Below are 25,378 nucleotides of genomic sequence, written 5' to 3'. Positions count from 1 at the left end.
TGCAATCTGGCGCGCAATTTCAAGATGCGGAAGCTGGTCCTTTCCGACAGGAACGACATTTCCTTTGCAGAAAAGGATATCCACAGCCTGATGAACAGGATAAGTGTACATGCCTGCATTGAGCGGAATTGAAGATTTGGCCATCTCGTCCTTTACGGTCGGGTTTCGGTCAAGGTCACTCTTCGTTACGAGCGTAAGGAAAGGAACCATAAGCTGGTTTGCCTCAGGAACATGACTGTGCGGATAAATGCACACATTTTCGCCAGGCTCAATTCCGGCTGCAAGATAGTCGATTACGAGCTCTTTTGTGTTCTCGCTGATTTTGTCGAAAGCGTCATGGTCGGTCAAAACCTGATAATCCGCAATCAAAATCATCGTTGGAACGCCAAGTTTTGAAAGGCGGACGCGGTTTTTGAGCGAGCCGAAATAATGCCCGATGTGAAGGCGGCCAGTCGGTCGGTCACCGGTCAAAACACGGTATTTTTTGGGATTCTGGGCAATGTCTGCCTCGATTTTTTCGCTCATTCTCATGGCTTCAGCCAGGATTTTATCTGCATTTGTTTCTAATTCTTCTGACATAAATTCCTCTAAATGCAGAGATTATATCAGAATCGGGTGATTTTATCTATAAGAATTTTAAGGCGCGAATCAACTTGCAACGGGCTTTCCAGCCTTCGCTAACGCTCATTGCTACGCTCCCGCCGGTCGCTTCGCAACTAAAGGGCTTCCAATTCCGCGCGGTCATTTATTGTAAAAATAAAAATCCACTCGCTTAAAAAAAAACTAATCATTATAATTTCCAACCATGAAAAAACTTGCTTCAATCGAAAAATTAGAAAACTGGATAGATTCTTACCTCAACTTCGAGAAAACCCCAAAAAAGAACATTTTCTGGCTGGATACCATGAAATTCTTCTGTGAAAAATTCGGCCAACCACAGGATTTCGCACCCTGCTTCCATGTCGCGGGCAGCAAAGGGAAAGGCTCAGTCTCAATGTTTATCGCATCGATTCTGGATGAGGCGGGCTACAAAACAAGCCTTTACACTTCTCCGCATATTCTGGATTTTATCGAGCGGGTTTCAAGCCCAAGCGGAGCTTTTGAGGAAGAAACTTACAACCGTGCCGTCGAAGAAATCATGAGCGGAGTCAAGGCCATTCCGATCGAGGAGCTTCCGGGGCAAAGACCCATAACCTGGTTTGAGCTTGTCACGCTTTTTTCATTCTTGGTTTTCCGACAGGCAAAAGTCGACTGGTCTGTTTTTGAAGTGGGCCTTGGCGGGCGGCTGGACTCAACGAATATCGTAAACCCAAAGGTTTCGGTTATAACGCCGATTGAACTTGAACACACGGAATTTTTGGGCGACACTCTTGAAAAAATTGCCTTTGAAAAAGGCGGAATCATAAAAGAGAACACGCCTGTCGTAATTGCAAAGCAACGACCGGAAGTTCGTAAAGTTTTTGAAAAAATCGCTGCCGAAAAGCACGCCAGGGCAATTTTCGTGGAAGATGCAATTCAGAATCTAAGCTTTGAGATAAAAAATATATCAAACTGTATAAAAAATAATACTAATATAACTATCGGTAGTCAGAATTTTAAAGAAGATGGTATAAAAAATCATACATCTTCACAACAAAATCAAAACATCTCACTAATGAGCGTTAGTTTTTCTTCAAAAAATTTCAAAAGACCTATACAGACGGATACGCTATTGCTCGGTCGCTTTCAGGCTGAGAATGCCGCGCTTGCAGCCCTTGCTGTAAAAACAGCCCTTCCGAACATTAGTGAGGAAGTGATTGAGCGAGGCCTGGCAAAAGCAAAGCTTCCTGCCAGATTTGAAATCATTCAGGCTCCACAAAGCTTTGAAAATATTCCCTTCCTCGTGATGGACGGAGCGCACACAGTCAACAGCGTCCGCTTCACAATTGAAACAATGAATCAAGTTTTCGGGAAAACTGACGGTCGTAAGGAATCTGAAAATCAATTTTCAAAAAAAACTGCCGGTCGTTCGGAAAATGTAAAGGCATGTCCGGTGGTTGGAACGGAGCAGCAAAACTTCAAGCTGCCAAGTCGAAACCACAATTCAGAACAGGCCATTCGCCCAACACTTCTCTTCGCCTGTGCCGCTGACAAGGACGCGAAGGACATTGCCCCGCTTTTCAAAAATCAGTTTGATTCAGTATTTTTGACAAAGCCAGGAAATGTAAAACAGTCTGATCTGGAAACGCTCGCAAAGGCTTTTTCAGATGCAGAAATTCCCTACGACCTCAACGAAGATTTTGAAACGCAAATAAAAAAAGCGTTCGACCATGCGAACGCTAGTAAGTCAATTCTTCTTGTGACAGGCTCCTTCTACCTGATTGCCGAAGTGAAGAAATTCCTGCAAAATCACAGCATTATTTGCCAGCAGCCAGACAACTAACATTAAACTCTGACAGTCCTGACAAATAACTTTCGTACAATTTTCTAATCTTTTCATTTTTTGAAAGGATTAGAAAATCAAAATCATCAAGGAAATCTATTTTTCTAAGACTTTTTTCTATTTCCCACTTTTCATCATTAGCATTGGGATTAAAAAAAGCATTAGGCTCAAAACCATATTTTCTGCCTTTCAAAACCAATTCAAGGCTTTTTTCCAGTGCATTGTCATAATTCAAAAATTCGATTTTCCTTTGGATTCGCTCCAGCTCATCATTCAGCATTGAATAGCTGTAATACTGCTCTCCCTCTAGTTTATAAAAAAATCCTGCATCGTGCTGATTTTTTAATTCCGAAAAATCTCTCCAAAACAAGTCATAGCAAGGCGATTCTTCAGTTATGTCTTTAATTTTCTCACAAACTTCTCTTATATCTTCCTCTGTGTTTTTGCACTTGTAGGCATAATAAAAAACGGCCTCATATTTTGTCGCGGCATAAAAAATAAGGTTGTCATAAGCATCGACAAGCACGAAACTTTGTATTCCAGTATAGCCATATTTATCATTAGCTTTGTCATATAAATCTTTCTTAGGATCTTTGAGTCTTGTTTCAATCAGATTTTCTACCGCCATTCAAAAACCTCTTTTAGTCGATGTAAACTCTCGGAACCCGTTTTGAGATTCCGCAGGTAATTTCATAAGAAATCGTGTTGGTTGCCCGCGCAATTTCCTCGGCACTTTGGAGCGCGCCACTTTCTTCTGGCCCGAAAATCACCGCCTCGTCCCAGCGTTTGACTTCGCTTTCTTTGCCCAAATCAATCATGCACTGGTCCATGCAGATCCGACCTCGGACAGGATACGGCTTTCCGCCAATCGCAACTTTTAGGCCGCCGCCTTCCCTGCCCTCATTCGTCTGATTGAATCTTCGGAATAGACCGTCGTCATATCCAATCGGAAGAACTCCGATGTCGGTCTCACGCGAACTTGTCCAGGTACGTCCATAAGAAACTGAATGCCCTACGCCGAATTTTCTGATTGAGACAACTTTTGAGACAAGAGCCATCACAGGCTTGAGGTCAATTTTTTCGCCTTTTTTCTCGAAATATTCTCTTGTCAAATCACCAGGATAATAACCGTAGCAGATAATTCCAGGCCGGCACATGTCGAGGTGCATTTCAGGATTGTTGAGAGTAAGGGCTGAATTCGAGCAATGCCGGATTCCGGGGTCGATTCCGAGCTTTTTTACCTGCTCGCACGCAAAATTGAACCGCTCGAACTGTTTTTTTGTGTATTCGATGTCGTCCGCGTCCAGAGAATCAGCGACAGAAAAATGAGTGCACATTCCGCCAAGTTTAAGGACTTTTGTGTCCAGAATCATCTTCGCAAAAAAAGGAGCTTCCTCAGGCAAACAACCGATCCGCCCCATTCCTGTGTCCACCGCAAGATGAACCGGGAAATCTTTTTTGCCCAAGCGCAGGCAAGAAACTGCAATTCCTGTGATATATTCCTCGTCAAAAGCAAGCGGAGTCAAATCATTCTGAACAAGGTCGTCCATTTCGTCAGGCGAGCAAAGGCTCAGAACCAGAATCGGGCATGTGATTCCGGCCTCACGAAGCTGGATTCCCTCGCTGATTGCGGCAACGGCAAAATAGTCCGTGCCACACTCAATCGCAGCCTTAGCGCACTCAACGGCTCCGTGACCGTAAGCGTCGGCCTTGATTGCGACGCACATTTTTGAAGAAGGATTTATTTTTGAACGGATAACCTTAAGATTATGCCGCAGATTTTTCATGTAGATTTTAGCAATTGTTGGTCTCATAAATTCTATTCTATATATTCATCTTTTTTTGTTCAATCAAAATTTTTATCTTGTGAAAGATTCGAGTTTTCTCTATAATAATACAGTTTTGTGATATTATGGACAGTTTTAGGAGCCTGTTACTTTCAAAACCGTATTGTTACTTCTTAGAGAAACAGCTTGATGTAACCTTCACAAAAATTATTTATTAAAATTAATGCAAAAAAAAGTTTCAGGGGATTTCATATATGAAATTTACAAAGTCATCAAAAATTTGCATAAGCCTGTTTGCGACATTGGCGTTCTCATGCGCATCAACGGCAAACATCCAGAATGGCGAAAACCAACAAAAAAAATCAAATAAATCAAATACTCCTGTTGAGGTCGTAAAAGTTCCGACTGCCGCAGAGCTTTATTCTCAAAAACTGGACGGATTGAGCTTCTCTCTCTTGTCATTCCCAAAACAGACAACGAAAGGCAAAATCTTCACAGAGCCGTACACAATCGAGGTCAAAAATTCAGAGGGAAATCCGGTCGAGTCATTTGAGATTTCAGTAGTTTATCCTTCGTCACGCAAAGAAGGCCTCATTCAATTCGCGGAGACAGCAGTCTCTACAGATTCAGAAGGAAAAGCAAAATTCCTTCCTCCTGCGCCAACATTCTCATTCAATTCAGAAGTATCATTCTTCCCGAAAGGTGACATGAGCGATCCAGAAATCGCAAAACTCGTCCAAGCAAAAACTATCAAAGCCGCTTACAAAGTTCAGACAAACCTAAAATCAGCAGGCGGCACCCTCGCAATCGTAGACTTCAACCAGAACGGCAAGGCAATCACTTCCAATCCAATTTCTTCATCAAATCTTCTCATGACTTTGATGAAACTCGGATTCACAAGAATCGGTAACGCTCCGCAGGAAGTTTCAGACGCTGTTATTCAGGACAACAAGGAAAAAGTTTATGCCCGCGCAAAATCAATCGCCCCAAGTTTCATAATTTACGGAACTGTTAAGATTGACTCAAACGAAAAGACAGCGGAAGGCTCAACCTACACGCTCACAGGTTCTGTAAAGTCTATGGACTCAAAAACAGGCGAAATCACTTTTGCAATCGATAAAACAATTTCAGTCACAGACAAAAATGACTGGAACGCGCTTGCAAATGCCCGAAAGCAGCTCGCGGAACAAATTGCAGACGAAATTAAATACGGAATCTAGTAAACTGAAAACTAAGGGAGATATAAAATGATCTACACAGATACGCGTGATAAAAGCGTTAAGACTGACTTGAAGACAGCCGTAATGAGCGGCATGAACGAGAAGACTGGCGGATTGTACATTCCTGTCGAGTTCCCGAAATTGCCTTCAAGCTTTATCAACAAAACACCGGAGCCTTCTTTCCGCGACATCGCTTTTGAAATGGCAAAGCCTTATGTTGCTGGCGAAATCCCGGACAAGGACTTGCAGGCTATCATTCAGGACGCATATCCGTTCACAGCCCCGGTTGTTCCTGTCGATAAAGTCTCTTATGTTCTTGAACTTTTCCACGGTCCGACATGCGCTTTCAAAGATTTCGGCGCACGCTTCATGGCTCGCGTAATGTCTTACTTCAACCGAAATGAATCTACCCCGCTCCACATCCTCGTTGCAACATCAGGAGATACAGGCTCAGCCGTTGGCTCAGCTTTCCACAATGTTCCGGGGCTTGATGTAACAATCTTGTACCCGGAGGGAAAAATCTCCCCATTGCAGGAAAAACAGCTTTCAACTTTCGACGGAAATGTTCGTGCCCTCAAAGTAAAAGGAACTTTCGATGACTGCCAGAAGCTCGTAAAAACAGCTTTCACAGACAACGAATTGCGCGCAAAACTCCGTCTTTCTTCTGCAAACTCAATCAACATTTCCCGACTCTTGCCTCAGAGCTTCTATTACATGTACTCAAGCCTCGCTGTTCGCGCACGAAGCTGGGGTGACAACAAAATCGAAAATCCGGCAATCATCTGTGTCGTTCCGAGCGGAAACTTCGGTAACCTCACATCAGGCTTGATTGCACGCGAAATGGGTGCTCCAATCACAGGTTTTGTTGCCGCTACAAACTCAAACCGCACAATTCCTGACTGGATTGCAACCGGCGACTACAATGCCCGCCCATCTGTTGAGACTTATGCAAACGCAATGGACGTCGGTGCTCCTTCAAACTATGAGCGCATTCAGGCAATGTATTCTCTAGAGCAGGTTCGCTCACTCTTCGCATCATACTGGCTTGATAATGACGGAATCATCGATTCAATCAAAAATTGTTACGAAAAAACAGGCTATACAATTGATCCGCACGGTGCAGTCGGCTGGAAAGCTTGGAGCGACATTCGCAAAGGTGGCATGGAAGCTCTCAAAAACGGCACAAAGAACGACTTCACAAAGCCTGGCCTTACACCAAATCTCCCTTCTTGGGCAGACAAAGTTATCAACAAAGAAGCAGTCGGCATCATCTTGGAGACAGCACATCCTGCAAAATTCGGTGCGACAGTACAGAAAGCAACAGGCTCTTCTCCAGTTATCCCGGACCGCCTCGAAAAGGTAATGAAGCTCGAAGACAAAGCGATTCCAATGGAAAACAGCTACGAGCAGTTCAAGAGCTGGCTTCTTGAGAACCTGTAAAAAGTGAGGAGTGAGGAATTAGGAGTTAGAAGTTGCTTGCTTCGTTTCGAGCGACTCGCAGTTACAGAAAAGTTAACTCCTAACTCCTACCTGCTAACTTCTAACTACATATCTTCGTATTTCTGGACTTCATCTTCCAAATGTTCGATTTTAATTCCTACTTCTTTGAACATTTCAAGGCTGTCAGCTTCATCGTGATAGTGCTTTTCGCAGACTACCCGCTTGATTCCGCAGTTGATTATTAGCATGGCACAAGTGCGGCAAGGAGTCATTTTGCAGTAGACCGTAGCTCCGTCGATTGAAATTCCCCTTTTTGCAGCCTGACAGATTGCATTCTGTTCGGCGTGAACGGTGCGAACACAATGCTGGCTGATTGTGCCGTCCGAGTGAAGCATTTTCTTCATCAAATGGCCAACTTCATCACAATGAGGCAAACCTGCCGGGCTTCCGACATATCCAGTAACCAAAATCTGGTTGTCGCGGGCAATTACGCAGCCGCTCCGTCCGCGGTCACAGGTAGCGCGCTTGGCTACAGTGCGGGCAACTTCCATAAAATAGTCGTCCCAGGTCGGACGAATGTATTTTTCAGTTTTTTCTTTTGATTCAGACATGATAAAATTATATCAGAAAAATTTCTTTTGCGATAGGGATAGTAGTGGCAGCGAAGCTGTTCGCGAAGCGAATGAAACCACGAATAGCCCGACCTGCCGCAAGGCAGGAATCGCCCAAAATATTTTTAAATTTTCTTTACTTTATGCCGGATTCTGTATTAAAATAAGTTTAATTTATTTAGTTTTGGAAGTTGATATGAAACATTCAAAAAAAATTCTTCTTTTATCGGCGTTGCTTGCTTCTTTTGCAGGCACAGTAAACGCAAAATCCAACGGCATTGACAAAATCAAAAAAGCTGGCGTACTCACTGTGGGCGTTAAGGACGATGTTCCGGGGTTCGGGCAAATCAATCAGACAACCAAGGAGCACGAGGGGCTTGAAATCGACATCGCAAAGGCTGTCGCAAGGCAAATTCTTGGCACGGACTCAAAAATCAACTTCGTCACAGTCACTGCGAAAAACAGGAGCGCGTTTCTCAATCAGGACAAGGTTGATATGGTTATTGCGACATTCACCGTTACAGAGGAACGAAAGCAAAATTATGATTTCTCGGATGTCTACTACACTGATTCAGTCGGCCTCATGGTCAAAAAAAGCTCCGGTATCACTTCTTTCAAAAATCTGGAGAACAAAAAAATCGGCGTTACGCAAGGCTCGATGACTACGACCACAATAAAAAATGCCGCAATCAGGGAAGGCGTTTTCATCACATGCGTGACCTACCCTTCAAACCAGACTTTAAAAGACGCGCTTGACCACGGTGAAATCGACGCGTTCAGCATTGACAATTCGATTCTTCATGGCTATCTTGACGACTCGGTTATGATTCTGCCAGAGCACTTCGATGAGATGAAGTACGCTGTCGCAATCAAAAAAGACAATTCCGCCGTGACAAAAGTTGTCAACGAGGTTATAAGAACGCTTGTAAAATCCGGGGAACTTGACAGGCTCCTCGTAAAACACAAACTTAAATATTAAAAATCTCATGCAGACTGTTCATGCAGTCTGCTTTTTTTTATAATATTATTATGAAAAAGCTAGCAATCATTTTTTCGCTGATTCTCCTTTCAAAATCAGCATTCTCTCAAATCATTAATTTCGGGCACCAGCATCACAGCGGAATGAACACGGCAAGTTTCGGGGTGTTCCGCACGGACTATGACAACTTCACGGATTATTTTTACTGGAACGATGTCAGCCTTGAAAAGGATTTTTATCCGACTTTCTACGCTGGTGTTGATGAAAACTACTGGAATGCCGGTGCAAGCGCGAAATATCAAGATTTAAAGGCATCTCTTATTTTTTACGAGCAGATTTCCGCTTATAAGGACTGGCCCTCAAACATGACTGATCTTGGACTGGCTTTCAATATCGGTCTTGGTGAAAAACTCACTTTCCAGGGACGATATTATGATTTCTGCTATTCTGGCGGAAAAGGAACCGCAATGCCGGGCGGAACAGTCGCGTACATTTTCGGTGTAGATGAATTCAAGCACAGGGCGGCGGCTTCAATCGACTGGTGTTTCTGGTTTTTGGGGCCATGGACTGCAGATGTGATGTTTCCAAGAATGTCCGTCAAATATGACTGGAGCCGGGATTCATCAAACGGTGTCGGAGCAAGCTATATGGCAGCACCACCGATGAAAGGTGTCGGCAACAAGACAGATGTTCACAAGGTTGCTACGAGCCACACATTCAAATTCTGGGCAGGAACCACAAAAGATATCGAAGATTTTACGGTCGGAATCAGGCCGGACCTTCACATTGTGCTGAATACCGCAAATCCGACAGACCTTCCAAAAAACAAAAAAGGTGAGGTTGATGATTACAATCCGTTCGCCAAAAAAGGCTACAACGAATTCCATCTTTCGCTTCCTGTCGCCATCTCTTACCACATAACTGAAAAAGTTGAGCTTGTGGCATCTGTTTTCTTCGGACTTTACTACGCGAATTTCGATCACGCTAATTTCGTTGACAGTGCAGGAAACAAAAAGAAATACTCAGGCCTCGGCGGAAGCAATAACCGTGGCTGGGTCTGCGAAAAAGGAATCGGACTTGGCCTAATTTTTGACATCAGCCCGCGAGCCAGCCTTCAGATTGGAACTAAATTCATAAGAGTTCCAGAGCTGACTGGCGACGAGACAGGAAATGCTTTCGACAACCACTTGTATACGGCGGAGAATCTTTCGGCCGCAAACATGGCAAAGGCACCGCTTTCGGTCTCTGGCAAGTTCAGTTTATAGCAATTCCTGTTAATTCTAATTCGCAAAATTGAGTTTATCCGTGTTTTTAGACTAATGCCTCAAGTTTTTCGCGGATAAACTCACTCTTTTCTTTCAGGCCGATTTTTCCGGCCTGCATAAGAATCATGTTCGGCTTGGTTGGGTCAAGCTTGACCTTGCCGGCAGTTTCTTTTATCAGTTTAAGAACCCTGTCTACCTTTATATTGCTGACTTTTCCGAATTCTATCTGAATTAAGCCCTGCCTTTCTTTTATAGAAGAAATAAACAGTTTTTTGGCGATTACACGCACTTCCGCAAGGCTCAAAAGAGAGTAAACTTCATCTGGAATCGGGCCAAAACGGTCTTCAAGCTCCAGATAGATTCCCTCAAGCTCACTTTTTGTCTGAACTCCGGCGATTTTCTTGTAAACTTCCATTTTAGTCTGCAAGTTCGGAATATAAGTGTCAGGAATGAAGCCAGAATATTCAAGCTCCATGAGGACTTCATTCTGTGCCTCATAGTTTTCGTTGTTCATAAGCCGCTCAACGGCCTCATTCAGGAGTTTGACATACAAATCAAACCCGACTGAATAGACTTCGCCGCTCTGGTCTCGCCCAAGCAGATTTCCAGCTCCTCGGATTTCCATGTCCTTCATCGCAATCTTAAAGCCACTTCCAAGCTCGGTAAAATCGGAGATTACCTGCAATCGCTTCATCGCAACTTCAGAAAGCACCTTGTTCTCCGGGTACAAAAGATATGCGTAGGCTTTTCGATCACTTCGGCCAACACGGCCCCTGAGCTGATAAAGCTGGCTTACGCCGTACATGTCGGCCCGGTCTATGATAATTGTATTTACATTCGGAATGTCGATGCCGTTTTCGATAATTGTTGTGGCAATAAGAATATGGAAGCCGCCCATCTTGAAACGGCGGAAAATATCGTCAAGTTCTTCGGCACTCATCTGTCCGTGAGCGACATCAATCATCATCTCAGGCACAATCTGCTGCAATTTCCGGCGGACATCTTCAAGAGTCTCAACCCGGTTGTGAAGATAGAAAACCTGCCCGCCCCGCTCGACTTCTTGCCGGATTGCCTTTGCAACTCGCTCTTCAGTGTAAGCGTCAACAATCGTCTCAATCGGCTTACGAGTCTGCGGAGGCGTTGTCAGAAGAGACATATCGCGGATTTTCAAAAGACTCATGTGCAGCGTTCGAGGAATCGGAGTCGCACTCATGGCAAGGGAATCGATGTTTGCCTTCATCGTCTTGAGTTTTTCCTTGTCCTTTACGCCGAACCGTTGTTCCTCATCGATAATCATCAAGCCCAAGTCTTTGAAAACAATATCCTTCTGGATGATTCGGTGCGTTCCGACCAAGATATCAACTTCACCGGCCGCAACCTTTGCGATAATCTTTTTCTGCTCGGCGGGTGACACAAAACGAGAAAGCTGGGCAATCGTAACAGGGAAGTTTGAAAATCGCTCCACACAGCTCTCATAATGCTGTTCAGCAAGAATTGTCGTTGGAGCAAGGAAAGCGACCTGCTTGCCTCCCATTACGGCCTTGAAAGCCGCGCGCATGGCAATTTCAGTCTTTCCGTAACCAACATCGCCGCACACGAGCCTGTCCATCGGAACCGGTTTTTCCATGTCGGCCTTGATTTCTTTTGAGACAGTGAACTGGTCTGGCGTGTCCTCATAAGGGAAAGCAGCCTCAAAGGCTGTCTGCCACTCGCCGTCCTTCGGGAATGGGAAGCCACGGCTCGCTTTTCTTCGGCTGTAAAGCGCGATAAGTTTTTCTGCCAAGTCCTCAACCGCTTTCTTTGCCTTGTTCTTGCGGTTTTCCCAGGATTTTGAGCCGATTCGGTCAAGGCGCGGATTGTCACCCTCGTTTCCGATGTATCGCTGGACAAGGTTGACCTGCTCGATCGGAACGAAAGCAAATTCTTCATCGGCATATTCAAGCTTGATATAATCACGCTCGTTACCCATTGCCTTGACGCGCTGGATTCCACGGAAAATTCCGATGCCGTAATTAACATGAACGACAAAATCGCCCTCGTTAAGCTCGACGAAAGTATCAATAGTCTGAGATTTTGCGCTTCGGATTGATTTCGGAACATGTTTTCGTCGTCCGAAAATCTCATTTTCCTGAATTACAAGCGTTTTCGTCTCAGAAATTCCGAATCCTGTCGTAATCGCCTTTGGATAAACGACCAGCGGATAATACGGGATTCCCCTTTTGGCATTTTTTGTAAGCCGCTCTAAATATTCTCCTTCTGCCGGCTTATCGATATAATTTTTGAGGATTTCCTTTATTCGTAGCGACTGATTTTCGTTGTCCGCGAACACAAAAATCTTCCAGCCCTCGCTCTGCAAATCTTCAAGCTGCTCTTTCAAATAATTAATGTTTCCAAAGAAACTTTTTGGCGGCTCACATTCAATCTTGAAGAAATTGACATCTTCATTCGCATTCTCTTCTTCATCAGTCTCGGTATGCAAGGTTCGGAAAGAAATACGATGCTCAGTCATCTCCGAGACTTTTTCAAACGGAAGAATCATCTCGCTCGGAGGCAAAACCGGGAATTTCTGGCGGGCCGTCCGGTACATTCCGGCATACTCACGGTCATAATTCTCCTGCATGTTGTTCAGGCGGTCATAATCATAGAAGAAAACCGTTGTATCAGAAGAAATATAGTCAAAAAGAGTGTATTTTTTCTCCCAGACGGCTCCGTAAAAAAGCTCCTCTCCTTCACTTTCACGCCCGGCACGAAGCTCGTCAAGAAGCTTAAGCTTTGCTTTCTCGGCTTCTTCCGTAAGGGCAAGGAAAATCGTCTCTTTGTCCGCGGAATTTCTCACAGAGGCCACAGAATCCGCGGAGAGCGGATTATCCAGGTCATTTTTGGCGAGATTTTCCCCAAACTTTTCAAAAACACTTTCCAGCCGCCCCAAAAGCTCGTCATTCCAGATAACTTCCTTCATCGGGTAAATCAAAAGCGAATCCAAGACTTCCACAGTTGACTGAGTTTCAACATCGAATGATTTTATAGAAGAAATCTCATCAAAATCAAAAAGAATTCGGCTAGGCCGAGCCTCTCCAGGAGTAAAAACATCAAGAACCTCGCCACGAAGCGTAAATTCTCCGGGAACACCGACTTTTGGAACGCGAATATAGCCCAACGAAGCAAGTTTTTCAGCCAAATCTGTCGGATCTATCGAAAGCCCTTTATGAAGATTGAACACAAGAGAGCGGATATATTCTGGAGAAGGAAGCGGAGTCTGTAATGAACGCTGTGTGATTAAAAAAATGCGCGGTTTTGTGTTTGAATTGAGCGAGCGTGCCTGATAAGCAAGCCGAGAAAGAACGCCGGATCGCTGGCCAAAAACGGCCGAACCGACTGCAACGGAACGATACGGAACAATTCCCCACCATGGAAGGGAATAAACCTCAACAGAATCAGAAAAAGCCGTCTCAAAATCCTGGGTTAAATCAAGGGCTTCTTTTTCAGTAGGAACGACGACGACAAAATCAAGGGAAGAAGCCGAAAGCGAAGAGACACCGGCCGACTGCTGCCCCTGTGAATACCGCCCGGTTGCATTGTATTGTAAAGCAGAAAGAATTCGCGCTCGGACAGCCTCAATATAATGTGCAGTCAGAAAACTCGCGCCTGTCCCGGAGACACCCTCAATTTCCGCAGGGAAATACTCTCCAGAAGCAAGATTTTTTATATCAGAGAGAAAATCATGCCAGCCATTAGTGACAGAAAGAAGATAATTTGATAATAATGATTTCATGCAAACATTCCGATAATATAATTGAATATCTTTAAAATAAGGAGAAGCAGTTGAAACGCATTCTTTTTAGCATTATAGCAAGTTTTACTATTTTTGCACAGTTCGCTTTCTCTCAGAAAGCAAGCTCAATAGACAACCAAGATTACTCAAAGGCATCGGTCGCAATCAGATTCTTTGACCGAACGATGTATTATCCTGGAAGCAAGGAAGACAATCCTATTTATGTAGATGTCTCAATCACGAACAAAGGAACGGACACACTCCGCTTCAAGCTCGCTGATGACCGCATGTTCTCACTCGACTTCTACGCTTACACAATCAAGAACACTACACTTCCAAGTACAAAAGATCTGGTAATCAAACGATCGACAAACCAGACAGTCTATTTCCGGGAGCTTGCAATTGAGCCAGGAGAGACATATTCATTCGTCGAGAATGTAAAGGACTACATTCAGATTGACGAGCCATCAATTTACTATCTCGAAATGCGATTCTACCCTGAATTGTACAAATCAAAGATTATTGAAATCGCTTCAAACCGACTCTCACTTGATGTCCGCCCGGCTCCATCAGCATCATCTTCAAACATTCTTCCAGTTGAGAACAAAACAACCTCCCTCTTAAAGCCAGAAGCAATTTCACCAGACAAAGTTGTTGAACAGACAATCATCGCTCGCCAGAAATCTTTGTGGGATCAGTATTTCCTCTACATGGACATCGAGCAGATGATGGTACGAAACAGCGAAGTCAACCGCAAGTACAAGAATGCGGCTGCCGACGAGCGAAACAGAATGTTGCAGGCATATAAAGCTGACCTCATGCAGAACAAAATCGACTATGACATCGTAGGCGTACCAGAGAGATTCCAGATTGAAAACACATCATACTCACAGACAGAAGGAACAGTCTCTGTTATCGAGTGGTTCAAATATCCGAATTTCAGCGAGAAAAAACGATACATCTACAAAGTCCGCCAGCGTGACGGAATCTGGCAGATTTACGACTACTCAGTAACAAACCTCGGAACTGAGTAAATCAGCATAACGGAGAAAACACGGAGAAACCATGAAGGCGCTTCTTGTAGCCGATGACGAAAAGGCGATTACAAACATCTCGGAAGTTCTCAAATCAGCGGGCTATGATACGATTGTTTATAAATGGCTTTTAAAAGCACTTGATAACATCGAAGAAATTGCCCCTCACCTTATCGTCGTCAGCACAGGAGACTATCCGCGCCACTGGAAAACTCTCGCACAATACTCATCAATCGGAATCGGGGACTACAAGCCGCAGATTATTCTTTACACGGACGAAAACTTCAACGAAGAGGAACAAAAAAAGGCAGAGATTCTTCAAGTACGAGGAACTTTTGACTCTGTAGAAGTTGAAGGACTTGACAAGCTCCGCGAAATCCTCAAAAAAGCAGACGATATTTTCTCAGGCTATCTGACAGAAGCTGAACAGGCGGAAATCACGGTAGACGACCTCGTTCCAAACGCAAAAAAATTCGTCGAGGCCGAAGTCGAAGAAATAGAAGAACCAGAGCCAGAAGAAACCGAAGAAGCTGTTGAGGAAATTGAGGAAGAGGCAGTTCCAATCGAAGAAAACAAAATGCCAGTTGAAGAAGAGTCTGAGCCGGTTGAGGAAACAGAGCCGGAAGAAGCCGAAGAAGCCGTTGAGGAAATCGAAGAAGACAGTTTTGATGAGCTTGCAAGCAAGGTTGAGTCCACCGAGCCGCTTGGCGAAGTCAGCGAGGATGACAGTTTCGATGAGCTTTCAAGCATGGTTGAAGAGACCACAGACGAAAATACAAGCATAACCGAAGAGCAGACTCTTGATGACATACAAAAAGCCGAAGCTGAGGCTATTGCCGATGATGATGCCGCGAACCGCCTTGAAGAAATGGCAAATGATGAGCTTGCCGCAGACAGACTCGAAGAAATCACCGGGGATGAAATGGCGGCCGACAAACTCGAAGAAATGGCAGAAGATGACAAAGCGGCCGACAAGCTTGAAGAAATAATCGAAGACGAAAAAGCTGCCGACAAACTCGAAGAGCTTTCAGAGAATGAAGAACCAAGCGAAAATGATGAAGTTCCTACAGTAACAGAAATACTCAGCGAGTCTTATGATGAATCAGAGGCAACAGAACTGCCGGGAATCGATGAGCTGAAATCTCTTCTTGAAGAAAATAATAACGAAGAGAACGATATTGAAGAAAACATATCTGGCGAAGACAATTCCGAAGAAAACACATCTGATGACAATAACTTTGATGAAAATAACTTTGAAGAATCGGAAAACAATGATATAATTGAAGAAACGGAAGAAATTTCTGAAACACCGGAAGAAGAAGCACCTGAAGAAGCATCAGATTCAGCTTCCGAAAATCAAGATGGAGAAAACGATATGTCCGATGAACAGAGCATTGAAGAAAAATTAGCAGCAATTATGAACGCAAATAAAGCCGACCAAAAAGAAAAGGCAGAGGCACTTAAGCTTGACTCAGGCTCAAGCTCAGTCTCATTCGTGTTCACAAATCCAATAACTCTAGCGATGGTTTCTGGTGTCGCGCGAAATTACAACGGACTCGTCCTTGAATTTACGCCTGACATTCCAAATTTTATCATGAATCTTTCTCCGGGAACAAAAATTGACATTGCCTCAATGAAAATTGATGACAAAATCGAAAATGTTTTTGCCGAAGTAATGTCAAACGATGCAAAAAAACTTGCTTTGGCAATCAAAAAAATCAGTTAAAAGTTTAAAGTAAAAGTTAAAAAATGAAAAAACAATCGGCTAAATTCTTCTGTGAAAACTGCGGTGCAGAAGTTCCTCAGAACGCACGAGTGTGCAGGCATTGCGGAAAATTCTTCTCATCTGTTCGATGCCCTGTTTGTGGCACGACAGGAATGCCGAACAAATTCGCCAACGGCTGCCCTACCTGCGGATATGCCGTCGGACAAGGTCAAAAAATCCCTTCTCCATCACAAAAAGAAGAAAAGGCAAGCCGAAAGTCAAAAAAAGACCTTCTCAACGCTATTGATTCCAGAAATCCAAAAGGCTCCCGCCGCCGTTCAGGTGACGGATCCCTCCCGGTATGGTCATTTTTTGCGATTGTCGGAATCCTCGTCCTCTTCGTTTGTTGCGCAATGAAGTATCTTGAAATTTCATGATTTTTTATGCGAATAGACAATTAACAAATTGACAACAAGGCAGTTTTTCTATAAAATATAATAGCTTTTTCGCCCGGGTGGCGGAATTGGCAGACGCGCTAGGTTCAGGTCCTAGTGAGGGCAACTTCATAGGGGTTCAAGTCCCCTTCCGGGCATAGATTACGGTGGTTTTGATTAAGTTCATCCACCGTTTTTTTATATGCAGGCAAAAGCGCAACCTTAAAAAGGTTTCTCTTTTTCCCGCACCTTTTTTCTTTTCCAAATAAAAAAGGCCTTGGATTTCTCCAAAGCCTTTCGTATTTTTACAAAGCCGCGCTTCCTGTATTCATATTTGTAAGGAAAGCCTCGTTGTTTCGGCTCTTCTTCATCTGATCAAGGATAAGCTCAGTGATTTCGGCATCTTCCATCGGATTGATGACCTTTCGCAAAACCCAAAGTTTCTGCAATGTTGCCTCGTCAAGCAAAAGCTCTTCCTTTCGGGTGCCGGATTTTTTGATATTGATTGCAGGGAAAAGTCTGCGCTCGGCCAGTCTGCGGTCAAGGTCAATCTCTGAATTACCAGTTCCTTTGAATTCCTCGAAGATAACCTCATCCATGCGGCTTCCTGTATCGATAAGAGCCGTAGAAATGATTGTGAGCGATCCGCCCTCCTCGATGTTTCGTGCGGCACCAAAGAATCGCTTTGGCTTATGGAGAGCGTTTGAGTCAACACCACCAGAAAGAACTTTGCCCGATGTAGGAACGGTGACATTGTATGCGCGTGCAAGTCGTGTGATTGAGTCAAGAAGGATAACTACATCGCGCTTGTGCTCAACAAGACGTTTTGCCTTTTCAAGAACCATCTCCGCAACCTGAACATGGCGTGTTGCCTGCTCATCGAATGTTGAAGAAATAACCTCGCCCTTGATTGCCCTTTCCATGTCCGTAACTTCCTCTGGGCGTTCGTCGATAAGAAGAACGATGAGGTAGACTTCCGGGTTGTTCGTGGTGATTGCGTTTGCGACCTTCTGCAAAATAGTTGTTTTACCGGCTTTTGGTGGAGCGACAATAAGAAGACGCTGGCCTTTACCGATTGGGGCAAACAGATCAATGATTCGAGTGCTGTATTCAGTGGAGATTGTCTCCAAAGTAAGTTTTTCTTTTGGATAAAGAGGCGTGAGGTTTTCAAAAGGAACGCGAGTCTGGGCAACGCGTGGCTCGTCGAAGTTTACAGTCATAATGCGAAGGAGAGCAAAGAATCTCTCGCCCTCTTTTGGAGAACGGGTCTGGCCGTAAATTGTGTCGCCGGTCTTGAGGTTGAACAATCGAATCTGGCTCGGAGAAATGTAGATGTCATCCGGGCCTGGAAGATAGCTGTTCTGCGGGCTTCGCAAGAATCCGTATCCGTCCGGCAAAATTTCCAAAGAGCCGGAAGCGAAAATCAATCCGCCACGCTCAGTATGTGATTTGAGGATAACGAATATAAGATCCTGCTTTTTCATTGCGGGAAGCTCTTCTTCCGGGTAACCGTATTCAATCGCAAGGTTGCGAAGCTCCGGCATACTCATTTTTGTAAGATCGTTGATGAGGAGCTTTGGCTTAGCTTCGAATTCTTCTGGGTTTTCAATAATCTGTGCCTGTGCAGTTGCCTCATCGCGGGCTGCGTTTCGGGCTGCGATTCGGTCACGGTAGCTCATGCGGCGGTCAAAACGGCCACGGGTATTATTCTGATTGTTGTAATTGTTGTCGCGGGGATTATTGTAATTGCGGTAATTGCGGTAATTTCGAGGCTGGTAGCCAGTATTCTCAGAGGACTGCTGCTGCTCTTCCTCCGTATTTTCGGCAGGGGCATTTTGCTGAACTTCGGCAGCACCGTTTTCCTGGTTTGAATAATTTTCCTGATTTTGATTTTCTGAGTTTATAACAGCTGCTTCATGTGATTCTGATGAATAATCCGGAGCGGCAGAAGCATAGCTCTCAGGCTGCTTTTCCTGTGTCTCCACTTCCGAAGTTTCAGGTTTTTCGATTTTTTCGGCTTTTATTGAAATTCTTCTTCGCCGAACGACTTTTGCGGGCTTTTCTTCTTCTGGAACCGCGTTTTCTGCAGGGGAAGGATTAGAATCGGATGTCTGCAAGTCCAATTCAGGCTGAGGATTTGTCGCTGCAGGCTCTTCGGCCGCTGCGGCAGTACGGCGTCTTGAAATCAGTGCCATTTTAAATTCTCCATGAGATTATATGAAAATGTATAAAAATAATGACAAAAAAACATGAATTTAGTTATTTCAAATTATTTAAATTAAAAGGATTTTTCAAAAAAGATGTTTTAACTAAAATAAATAATATATTTATATTAAATCACGGCTTGTTAAAAAAGTCAATGGGAAAGTTTCATCAGCGAGGCTCATCAGATTTCAGGACAAGGGCTTTTTTATATTCATCAGACGCGACAGAGAACAAGTTTACCTCTGGCTCATTTTCAAGCATAGAGATTTGGCCTTCAAATTCAACATCCTCGGCAATTCGTAAGCGGGATGTCTTTACATCACCATGAACGACGCTACCAGTACACATTTCGACACGCTCAGGAGCATCAATATCACCGGTAACAGTACCAGAAATGACGATTGAATTTGCCGTCATTTTCTCGACATTGCAGATTGCGCCTTTTTCGATTTCAAGATCGCCAGTCGCACAAATCTCACCTTTAAATTTGCCGGTAATTACCAAGTTGTCCGTAAATTCGAGAATTCCATCAAATTCTGTTTCCTGACCGAAAACTGTGAGGTTCTTCTTCTGCTTATCTTCTGCCATATACAGATACTTTAACAAATCGAGCGGATAAAATCAACAATAAAAGCAAAACTAAGGCACAAAGAATTTGAACAGGCAAATCTCCGGCAAAAAGATAAAAAGTCCTTGAATTCTTTTCGACAGCCAGTTTTGCACACAAAAAGGAATCACATCCAGAATCAATTTCCGAAATCACTTTCCCGGAAGAATCAAGAGCGCAAGTTTTTCCATCAATAGTCGAGCGAACCATCGGGGAAGAAAATTCCGCGCACCTGAATGCTGACATTGAAAGATGCATGTTTCGGGCCGCCTCAGAGCCAGACCAAGCATCATCACTGATGTTCACGAAGAACTCGGCACCATTTTTTTTCATTTCCGCAACGACGGGAGCAAAAGAATCCTCAAAGCAAATCGGAACGGCAAAATTTAAGGTTGAGCCGGAAGAATTTTTTATTGAAAATGATTTGAATCCGCATCCGTGAGCAAAAAATTCGCAGTTCAAGGAATCTTTTATCCTGTCAAAAAATTTAAAGTCCAGAAAATCAGGCCAGAATTCAGTGAAAGGAACAAGATGATTTTTATTGTAAACACCGACATCATTTTGCGAGGGGGAAAAATAAAGCGCGGCATTATGAGTTCCAGCCTCATCAATGTGGTTGTTTCCAATCAAAAAAGAGCAATCCTTCGACCTGAAATATGAATTCAAATCAACTGCAAGCGAATGTCTTTCAGAATCAGCCTTATTGTTCAGATGGTAAATTATGTCAGGAACAACCGCTGTTTCAGCCCAGACTACAAGCTCAGTCTCAGGAAAAAGTCGCAAAGCCTCGTCAGACAGAGATTTTAAGAGAGCGGCATCCTTTTTGTAATCCGAAATTGACTCAGAATGAGCGGAAGAAGAATTCTGAATAAGCGCGACATTGAGGGATTCTGAACTGATGTTTTTTGGGGAAAGCGAAGGAACAAGCCAATAAATGAAAATCCCGGAAAGAAATGAAATACAAAAACAGACGGCCCTTAAATTCCTTAGCAGATTCTTTTCGGAAATAATTTTTGCGAGCAAAGAATTTACAAGAAGAATCACGAATGACACGCCCATGACTCCGAACAGCGAGGCGAATTTCAAGAAAACAGGATTTTTCCACTGGCTGTAACCGATAATTCCATAAGAAAACCCAAATATTCCGTGAGTGCGCCCATATTCGACACAAAGGACTAAAGCCGCCCTGAAAATCCAGAAATATTTCTTAAGGCCTTGTGGAAAAATGTTTTTTGAAAAATAAAGCAGGAAAAACAGGCCGGCATTATAAAAAGCAAAAAGAAAGCAGACAAAAGAAATGGCTACCAGACCAAAAGATGAGAGCCACCAGCACATGCTTAAATAGGAAAGGAAACCATAAATGAATCCGTATAAAAATGATTTTTTTAATGCGACGCGCTCTGCAAGTATAAAAAACGGAATGTAGGAAATCCACGCACAAAAAGAAAGACCGTCCTCAAAAAAGAAGGACGGCTGGCTAACCGAAAGCAGGACGACCGCACAAACAAGCAGCACCGCTTCGGAAAGATTATTTTTTATCAACAGGAAGCTCCATGACAGCCTTTCTAAGTTCCTGGCCTGCCCTGAAAGCTGCGACATAATGAGGCTCTACAGAAAGAATCTCACCAGTCTTTGGATTTCTGGCATTTTTGCGTCCGTTTCTAAGCCGAGGCTCAAGTGTTCCAAAGCCACGAAGCTCAACGGTAGCCCCTTCTTTAAGAGCATTTTTGAATTCCTCAATAAAGCCCTCAAATGCATCCAAAAGAACTTTTCGCTCGATTTTTGTATTTAAATGAACCTTATCAACAATGTCACTTTTTGTTACTTTCTTTACAGACATAAAAAAACCTACTTAAAAAAAATGCTATCTGAAATGCATAAATATATACAATCAGATAGCTTAATATTAGAAGAGAAGCAAAACTTAGTTAGCTGCTGCGAATGTTACATTGTAAAGTCTCTGCATTCGTGACTTTTTGCGAGAAACAGCGTTGCGTTTAAGAACACCCTTGCTGCGTGCAGAGTCAAGCTTAGAAGTCAAAAGAACAAGTTTCTCCTGAGCGAGTTTTGCGTCCTTTGCATGAACAGCCTCAACAAACTGACGGATATAAGTGTGGCACTCACTCTTAATAGCCTTGTTGTGCATTCGGCGAACTTCACTCTGTCGGAATCTTTTCTGTGCAGATGTCTGTTTTTTTGCCATAAAAATATCTCCCAAAATATTTTACTAGTCTAAAACTAAAAAACCTTGCAAACTGTATTTTGTTGCAAGGCATAAGTATCATCTCCTAGCAGAATTGAACTGCTGTTGTCGGGATGAAAACCCGATGTCCTAACCACTAGACGAAGGAGACATCATTGCAACTCAGTAGCGAGCTGACTTTGATATATTACCTGATAAACAAAACTTAGTCAACACTTTGAAGCAGAAAAATACAATTTTTTTTGATTTTTTTTAATCGTCATAATCAAAAATTGTCTTTGCTTCAAGAAGCTCCCCGTATTTTTCCTTCCAGCTTTTGTGGACATCAGAAACATCAAAGTTCAAAAGCCCTTCCCTTGTCATCTCAAGTTCTATCATAAGGTGAAAGCGGTTCTCCCTTTCAGAATTTGAAATCTTAAGGCTCAGGCCGCTCACGCCATCGATGAGCTTTGCTTTTTCAAAATGAGCCTGGATTTCTCCGATAAGGCTCTTCCAATTCTCGTGGTCTTTGAATTTTACGATAATGCAATGTTTCATTTATTCTTCCCCCGTCTCCATTCCGTATTCCTGCAATTTTCTATGCAAAGTCTTCCGGCCTATTCCTAGCGTTTCGGCTGTCTTGCTCTTGTTACCCTTGTTTGCGGCAAGGTTTTCCTGAATAATGATTTTTTCGGCCTCATCGAGCGTAATTCCTACAGGAACAGATATCGTCTCGATTCCGCTTGCTTTGCTCACTGATGGCGGCAAATCTTCGAGCGTGATTTCGCTGCCACTCGCCATAACAACAGAGCTTTCCACGCAATGCTGAAGCTCGCGGATATTACCAGGCCAGTCGTATTTGTAGAGGGCATTCCGCGCCTGATTGTCAAAGCCCGTGATATGCTTTCCGTTTTCGGCATTGTACCGCTCGAGGAAACTGTTCAAAAGAAGCGGCAAATCGTCCTTTCGTTCCCTGAGCGGCGGCACTTCGATATGGATTCCGTTGAGTCGGAAATACAAATCCTCACGGAAACGCCCGGCCTTCACTTCCTCCTCAAGATTTTTATTCGTAGCGGCAAGCACCCGGACATCAACCTCAATAGGCTCTTCCCCGCCTACCCGCTCAAATTTACGCTCCTGAAGCACGCGCAAAAGCTTGACCTGAACGCTCATGTTGATTTCACCGATTTCATCAAGGAAAATGGTTCCGCCATGAGCAAGCTCAAATTTTCCTTTATGAAGGCTCTCTGCGTTTGTAAAAGCCCCCTTTTCATGTCCGAAAAGCTCGCTTTCAAGCAAAGTCTCGCTCAAAGAAGAGCATACGACAGGAATAAAAGCCTTATCACTTCGGGAAGAAAGATTGTGAATCGCATTGGCGACAACTTCCTTTCCAACGCCGGTTTCGCCTGTAATAAGCACGGAAATTCGGGCATCAGCGACTTTTTTTACAAGGCTCATCACCTTCTGCATGGCCGCGCTTTTTCCGATTATATTGTCAGTCTTTTTCTGCGTGGAAACCTGCTTTAAAAGCTCGGTGTGTTTAATCTTAAGTTCCCGGCCTTCTAGTGCACGCTTGACGATTACCTCAAGCTGCTCAAGATTCAGAGGCTTTGTCAAAAAGTCATAGGCTCCGTCCTGCATTGCCTTTACGGCTGCATCAATTGAGCCATGCCCTGTGAGCACGATTACAGGGATTCCGGGCATCTTCGTTGTGACTTCACGCAAAACCTGCTCACCAGAAATAGAGCCTGGCATACGGAGGTCAGTTATTACAAGGTCAATGTCACCCTTTGAAAGAAGATCAAGGCCTTCTTTTCCGTTGGCGGCAATCTTTACATTGTAGCCGTCCATCTCAAAGTCAGCGGCAAGACCTTCGCGGATATTCTTCTCATCATCGATTATAAGGATTGTGAATTTCATTTATCACCCTTTTTAAGCCTGAGCCTCAGTTTTGTTTTCATCAGAAGAAAACACTCCGGCCTTTTCCGTGAGCATGAACTGCCATGCCCTTGTCATCACCTGACTGTAATACGGAAGTACCCAAATCAAAGCGATTCCAAGCGTAATAATGCACAAAAGGCCCCAGCCAATGAAAGAAAGTTTAGTCACCAATAGATTCGTCCGAAATCCGTCCGTAACTTTTACAGTAAGGCGAAGCGAGTCAAGGATTTTCAAATTTTTTTTATCAGCAAGGGCAAAAAAGCACATCAGATATGAAGTCAGTTTCGCAATGAAGACAAAAGAAAGAAAGACAAAAAGCAATCCTCCAATAACCGCCAGAAAAATCGGCAGAGCAGGATTTAAGAATCGATGATACGCCGCAGTTGCAAGGCTGATAGGAATCATACAGACATGGACAAGAGCAAGCCACAATAATGACCTAAGATACATCCAGAAAAATGCCGGGATTGCCTTAAGTGTAAGAGCCTTCCGAAAATTTTTGAAATCAGCTTTTCCTTCCTTTGAAAGTATACTGCTCCACCTGAACAAAGCCAGATACAGCACGGCGAACACGCAATTCAGCAAAACTGAATACGGAAGAACCCGCCCAAGAAAGAAATATAATTTTGCAGTAAAATCATCGCTGTCAATTTCCATAGATTTAGCCAAAATCAACAGAATGAACAAAACCACCGCTACGACAAAAGGAATGAACATACACAGGCCGGCAAGAGAGGCTTTCTTCCAGTTACCTTTCAAATCAGCAAGGGCTTCTTTCTTTAAATTCGCTCTATTGTAAAACATCAAAATCCTCCACTTTAAGAACTCCGCTTTCAATCGCATTCTTTTTGACAGCCTCGTAGGCATTTATGAAAGAATTTTCAAAATACGGCATGAACAGAATGAGGCCAAAACCAAGAGTCAGGAAAGTAAGAATCCACCAGACAATGAATGTCAGGTTCATCATAAAAATGTTCTCACGGCAGCCCTTGCTCATCTTTTTTGATAGCCGCAAAGCACGGACTGCCCCAATTTTCGGATTCTCCGCAAGGACATAGAACATCATAAAACAAGACACGAGCTTAGCGCATGTAAAAACCAAGCATAAGATAAATACAAGATCCAAAATCATAAGTATGTATGGGAAAAGCTTGTCAGCATAATAGTAATAGCTTGCCTCAGAAATATATTTGGTAGAAACCACGGTATAAACTATTACCGGTAAAATAATAATCGTAGTCCACAAGAAATACCACAAAGCCCCGCGCCATGTCGCTGATGAAAAACACTTTATGAAAGAAGAAAGCGATGTTTCACCGCATTTACGCCACTGGTAAACATAGCGTGAGAGAGCAAATCCAACAGCGAAAACAAAAATGAAAGCAAAGACAGTGAAAAGGCAAAAGAAAATCAAGCCGGTCAAAGAAATCGAAGAACTGACATAATCCAAAAATGCCTCTCTTTTAGTAACGACAAGCTCCCCGTCCGAATTATAGCGGCCAACCTCGTCATAATCCGAAGGGTCGATTTCCTGGCCGTCCTTGAATTCTTTTAAATCACTTTCGCCCCTAAAATATCCATCCGAATTTGAAACGGTCTCAAACCATTCGTCGTTCCAGGTAATGTATTTCGCTCCAAAATAAGGCAATATTAAAGCAGCAAACAAAAAAATAATTGAAAAGACGCTGACTATGCTTGCAAGTGCCATTTTTTTAGGAAGGCCTTTTGAATTTGCATAAGCATCCTTTTTATATTTTTTTCTGTCGAACATCTC

22 protein-coding genes and 2 tRNA genes are annotated in these 25,378 nt (G+C 43.5%); 9 read left to right on the top strand and 15 right to left on the bottom strand.

Going from position 1 to position 25,378, the window contains the following annotated elements:
* On the bottom strand, positions 1-579 hold a 579-nt coding region (locus tag IJJ71_RS08195), incomplete at its 3' end, for a tryptophan--tRNA ligase (protein ID WP_367113234.1).
* 226 nt (positions 580-805) lie between these two features.
* On the opposite strand from IJJ71_RS08195, the gene IJJ71_RS08190 reads away from it, so the two are divergent.
* On the top strand, positions 806-2,422 hold the full coding sequence (locus IJJ71_RS08190; protein ID WP_296846343.1) for a bifunctional folylpolyglutamate synthase/dihydrofolate synthase: 1,617 nt from the start codon (positions 806-808) through the stop codon (positions 2,420-2,422).
* Here the strand turns inward: IJJ71_RS08190 and IJJ71_RS08185 are convergent.
* Together IJJ71_RS08185 and alr are read right to left on the bottom strand one after the other, a co-directional pair.
* Positions 2,397-3,050 carry a hypothetical protein gene (locus IJJ71_RS08185; RefSeq protein WP_296846342.1) on the bottom strand — a complete coding sequence of 218 codons (654 nt, stop codon included), beginning with the start codon at positions 3,048-3,050 and terminating at the stop codon, positions 2,397-2,399. The two genes, IJJ71_RS08190 and IJJ71_RS08185, sit on opposite strands and share 26 nt — an antisense overlap.
* A 13-nt stretch (positions 3,051-3,063) precedes the next feature.
* Complete coding sequence (gene alr, locus IJJ71_RS08180) at positions 3,064-4,236, bottom strand: alanine racemase (protein ID WP_296846341.1); 1,173 nt, start codon at positions 4,234-4,236, stop codon at positions 3,064-3,066.
* 227 nt (positions 4,237-4,463) lie between these two features.
* Between alr and IJJ71_RS08175 the strand changes: the two genes are divergently transcribed.
* Together IJJ71_RS08175 and thrC are read left to right on the top strand one after the other, a co-directional pair.
* Positions 4,464-5,429, top strand: a complete 966-nt coding sequence (locus tag IJJ71_RS08175) for a hypothetical protein (protein WP_296846340.1) — start codon at positions 4,464-4,466, stop codon at positions 5,427-5,429.
* 27 nt (positions 5,430-5,456) lie between these two features.
* Positions 5,457-6,869, top strand: coding sequence for a threonine synthase (gene thrC, locus IJJ71_RS08170; RefSeq protein WP_296846339.1), 1,413 nt, complete (start codon positions 5,457-5,459; stop codon positions 6,867-6,869).
* Between the two features lie 104 nt (positions 6,870-6,973).
* Here the strand turns inward: thrC and IJJ71_RS08165 are convergent, their stop codons facing one another.
* The gene (locus IJJ71_RS08165) at positions 6,974-7,480 is read right to left on the bottom strand and encodes a deoxycytidylate deaminase (protein ID WP_296846338.1); all 507 of its coding nucleotides are present in this window, start codon (positions 7,478-7,480) and stop codon (positions 6,974-6,976) included.
* Between the two features lie 196 nt (positions 7,481-7,676).
* On the opposite strand from IJJ71_RS08165, the gene IJJ71_RS08160 reads away from it, so the two are divergent.
* Both IJJ71_RS08160 and IJJ71_RS08155 read left to right on the top strand, forming a co-directional pair.
* A complete protein-coding gene (locus IJJ71_RS08160; protein ID WP_296846337.1) occupies positions 7,677-8,459 on the top strand; it encodes a transporter substrate-binding domain-containing protein in 783 nt (260 codons plus the stop codon).
* Positions 8,460-8,509: 50 nt separating this feature from the next.
* On the top strand, positions 8,510-9,724 hold the full coding sequence (locus tag IJJ71_RS08155) for a hypothetical protein (RefSeq protein ID WP_296846336.1): 1,215 nt from the start codon (positions 8,510-8,512) through the stop codon (positions 9,722-9,724).
* Between the two features lie 46 nt (positions 9,725-9,770).
* On the opposite strand, the gene mfd is transcribed toward IJJ71_RS08155, so the two are convergent.
* Positions 9,771-13,496, bottom strand: coding sequence for a transcription-repair coupling factor (mfd, locus tag IJJ71_RS08150; protein WP_296846335.1), 3,726 nt, complete (start codon positions 13,494-13,496; stop codon positions 9,771-9,773).
* Between the two features lie 50 nt (positions 13,497-13,546).
* On the opposite strand from mfd, the gene IJJ71_RS08145 reads away from it, so the two are divergent.
* The 4 genes from IJJ71_RS08145 (at position 13,547) to IJJ71_RS08130 (ending at position 16,827) form a co-directional block, all read left to right on the top strand.
* Entirely contained in the window at positions 13,547-14,530 is a 984-nt protein-coding gene (locus IJJ71_RS08145; protein ID WP_296846334.1) for a hypothetical protein, read from the top strand.
* Between the two features lie 31 nt (positions 14,531-14,561).
* Positions 14,562-16,256, top strand: a complete 1,695-nt coding sequence (locus IJJ71_RS08140) for a response regulator (protein ID WP_296846333.1) — start codon at positions 14,562-14,564, stop codon at positions 16,254-16,256.
* Positions 16,257-16,279: 23 nt separating this feature from the next.
* Complete coding sequence (locus tag IJJ71_RS08135) at positions 16,280-16,672, top strand: zinc ribbon domain-containing protein (protein ID WP_296846332.1); 393 nt, start codon at positions 16,280-16,282, stop codon at positions 16,670-16,672.
* Positions 16,673-16,743: 71 nt separating this feature from the next.
* A tRNA-Leu gene (locus tag IJJ71_RS08130) sits at positions 16,744-16,827 on the top strand.
* A gap of 147 nt (positions 16,828-16,974) precedes the next feature.
* Here the strand turns inward: IJJ71_RS08130 and rho are convergent.
* From rho to IJJ71_RS08080, 10 genes are all read right to left on the bottom strand, one after another.
* A complete protein-coding gene (rho, locus tag IJJ71_RS08125) occupies positions 16,975-18,864 on the bottom strand; it encodes a transcription termination factor Rho (protein ID WP_296846331.1) in 1,890 nt (629 codons plus the stop codon).
* A gap of 178 nt (positions 18,865-19,042) precedes the next feature.
* Entirely contained in the window at positions 19,043-19,462 is a 420-nt protein-coding gene (locus tag IJJ71_RS08120; RefSeq protein WP_296846330.1) for a bactofilin family protein, read from the bottom strand.
* Complete coding sequence (gene lnt, locus IJJ71_RS08115) at positions 19,449-21,023, bottom strand: apolipoprotein N-acyltransferase (RefSeq protein WP_296846329.1); 1,575 nt, start codon at positions 21,021-21,023, stop codon at positions 19,449-19,451. The genes IJJ71_RS08120 and lnt overlap by 14 nt, the downstream gene beginning before the upstream one ends.
* The gene (locus IJJ71_RS08110) at positions 21,010-21,321 is read right to left on the bottom strand and encodes an HU family DNA-binding protein (protein WP_296846328.1); all 312 of its coding nucleotides are present in this window, start codon (positions 21,319-21,321) and stop codon (positions 21,010-21,012) included. The genes lnt and IJJ71_RS08110 overlap by 14 nt, the downstream gene beginning before the upstream one ends.
* 84 nt (positions 21,322-21,405) lie before the next feature.
* Entirely contained in the window at positions 21,406-21,684 is a 279-nt protein-coding gene (gene rpsT / locus IJJ71_RS08105; RefSeq protein WP_296846327.1) for a 30S ribosomal protein S20, read from the bottom strand.
* A gap of 79 nt (positions 21,685-21,763) precedes the next feature.
* Positions 21,764-21,835 (bottom strand) — tRNA-Glu (locus IJJ71_RS08100).
* A gap of 101 nt (positions 21,836-21,936) precedes the next feature.
* A complete protein-coding gene (locus IJJ71_RS08095) occupies positions 21,937-22,221 on the bottom strand; it encodes a hypothetical protein (protein ID WP_296846326.1) in 285 nt (94 codons plus the stop codon).
* The gene (locus IJJ71_RS08090; RefSeq protein WP_296846325.1) at positions 22,222-23,583 is read right to left on the bottom strand and encodes a sigma-54-dependent transcriptional regulator; all 1,362 of its coding nucleotides are present in this window, start codon (positions 23,581-23,583) and stop codon (positions 22,222-22,224) included.
* 12 nt (positions 23,584-23,595) lie between these two features.
* A complete protein-coding gene (locus IJJ71_RS08085; RefSeq protein WP_296846324.1) occupies positions 23,596-24,408 on the bottom strand; it encodes a DUF975 family protein in 813 nt (270 codons plus the stop codon).
* Complete coding sequence (locus IJJ71_RS08080) at positions 24,395-25,375, bottom strand: DUF975 family protein (protein WP_296846323.1); 981 nt, start codon at positions 25,373-25,375, stop codon at positions 24,395-24,397. The genes IJJ71_RS08085 and IJJ71_RS08080 overlap by 14 nt, the downstream gene beginning before the upstream one ends.
* Between the last annotated feature and the right edge of the window lie 3 nt (positions 25,376-25,378).

The sequence above is a fragment of the Treponema sp. genome, from assembly GCF_017430385.1.
Lineage (GTDB): Bacteria > Spirochaetota > Spirochaetia > Treponematales > Treponemataceae > Treponema_D.
Note: the sequence above shows the minus strand (reverse complement) of the source record. Positions and strands in the feature narration are given on the sequence as shown.

What these genes read in the sequence shown, in the direction of transcription:
- alr (WP_296846341.1), bottom strand. Translation starts at nt 4,236, where the DNA reads ATGAGACCAACAATTGCTAAAATCTACATGAAAAATCTGCGGCATAAT.
- IJJ71_RS08095 (WP_296846326.1), bottom strand. Translation starts at nt 22,221, where the DNA reads ATGAAACATTGCATTATCGTAAAATTCAAAGACCACGAGAATTGGAAG.
- IJJ71_RS08120 (WP_296846330.1), bottom strand. Translation starts at nt 19,462, where the DNA reads ATGGCAGAAGATAAGCAGAAGAAGAACCTCACAGTTTTCGGTCAGGAA.
- IJJ71_RS08135 (WP_296846332.1), top strand. Translation starts at nt 16,280, where the DNA reads ATGAAAAAACAATCGGCTAAATTCTTCTGTGAAAACTGCGGTGCAGAA.
- IJJ71_RS08090 (WP_296846325.1), bottom strand. Translation starts at nt 23,583, where the DNA reads ATGAAATTCACAATCCTTATAATCGATGATGAGAAGAATATCCGCGAA.
- IJJ71_RS08110 (WP_296846328.1), bottom strand. Translation starts at nt 21,321, where the DNA reads ATGTCTGTAAAGAAAGTAACAAAAAGTGACATTGTTGATAAGGTTCAT.
- IJJ71_RS08160 (WP_296846337.1), top strand. Translation starts at nt 7,677, where the DNA reads ATGAAACATTCAAAAAAAATTCTTCTTTTATCGGCGTTGCTTGCTTCT.
- IJJ71_RS08085 (WP_296846324.1), bottom strand. Translation starts at nt 24,408, where the DNA reads ATGTTTTACAATAGAGCGAATTTAAAGAAAGAAGCCCTTGCTGATTTG.
- rho (WP_296846331.1), bottom strand. Translation starts at nt 18,864, where the DNA reads ATGGCACTGATTTCAAGACGCCGTACTGCCGCAGCGGCCGAAGAGCCT.
- IJJ71_RS08190 (WP_296846343.1), top strand. Translation starts at nt 806, where the DNA reads ATGAAAAAACTTGCTTCAATCGAAAAATTAGAAAACTGGATAGATTCT.
- IJJ71_RS08155 (WP_296846336.1), top strand. Translation starts at nt 8,510, where the DNA reads ATGAAAAAGCTAGCAATCATTTTTTCGCTGATTCTCCTTTCAAAATCA.
- mfd (WP_296846335.1), bottom strand. Translation starts at nt 13,496, where the DNA reads ATGAAATCATTATTATCAAATTATCTTCTTTCTGTCACTAATGGCTGG.
- IJJ71_RS08185 (WP_296846342.1), bottom strand. Translation starts at nt 3,050, where the DNA reads ATGGCGGTAGAAAATCTGATTGAAACAAGACTCAAAGATCCTAAGAAA.
- IJJ71_RS08140 (WP_296846333.1), top strand. Translation starts at nt 14,562, where the DNA reads ATGAAGGCGCTTCTTGTAGCCGATGACGAAAAGGCGATTACAAACATC.
- thrC (WP_296846339.1), top strand. Translation starts at nt 5,457, where the DNA reads ATGATCTACACAGATACGCGTGATAAAAGCGTTAAGACTGACTTGAAG.
- IJJ71_RS08165 (WP_296846338.1), bottom strand. Translation starts at nt 7,480, where the DNA reads ATGTCTGAATCAAAAGAAAAAACTGAAAAATACATTCGTCCGACCTGG.
- IJJ71_RS08080 (WP_296846323.1), bottom strand. Translation starts at nt 25,375, where the DNA reads ATGTTCGACAGAAAAAAATATAAAAAGGATGCTTATGCAAATTCAAAA.
- IJJ71_RS08175 (WP_296846340.1), top strand. Translation starts at nt 4,464, where the DNA reads ATGAAATTTACAAAGTCATCAAAAATTTGCATAAGCCTGTTTGCGACA.
- rpsT (WP_296846327.1), bottom strand. Translation starts at nt 21,684, where the DNA reads ATGGCAAAAAAACAGACATCTGCACAGAAAAGATTCCGACAGAGTGAA.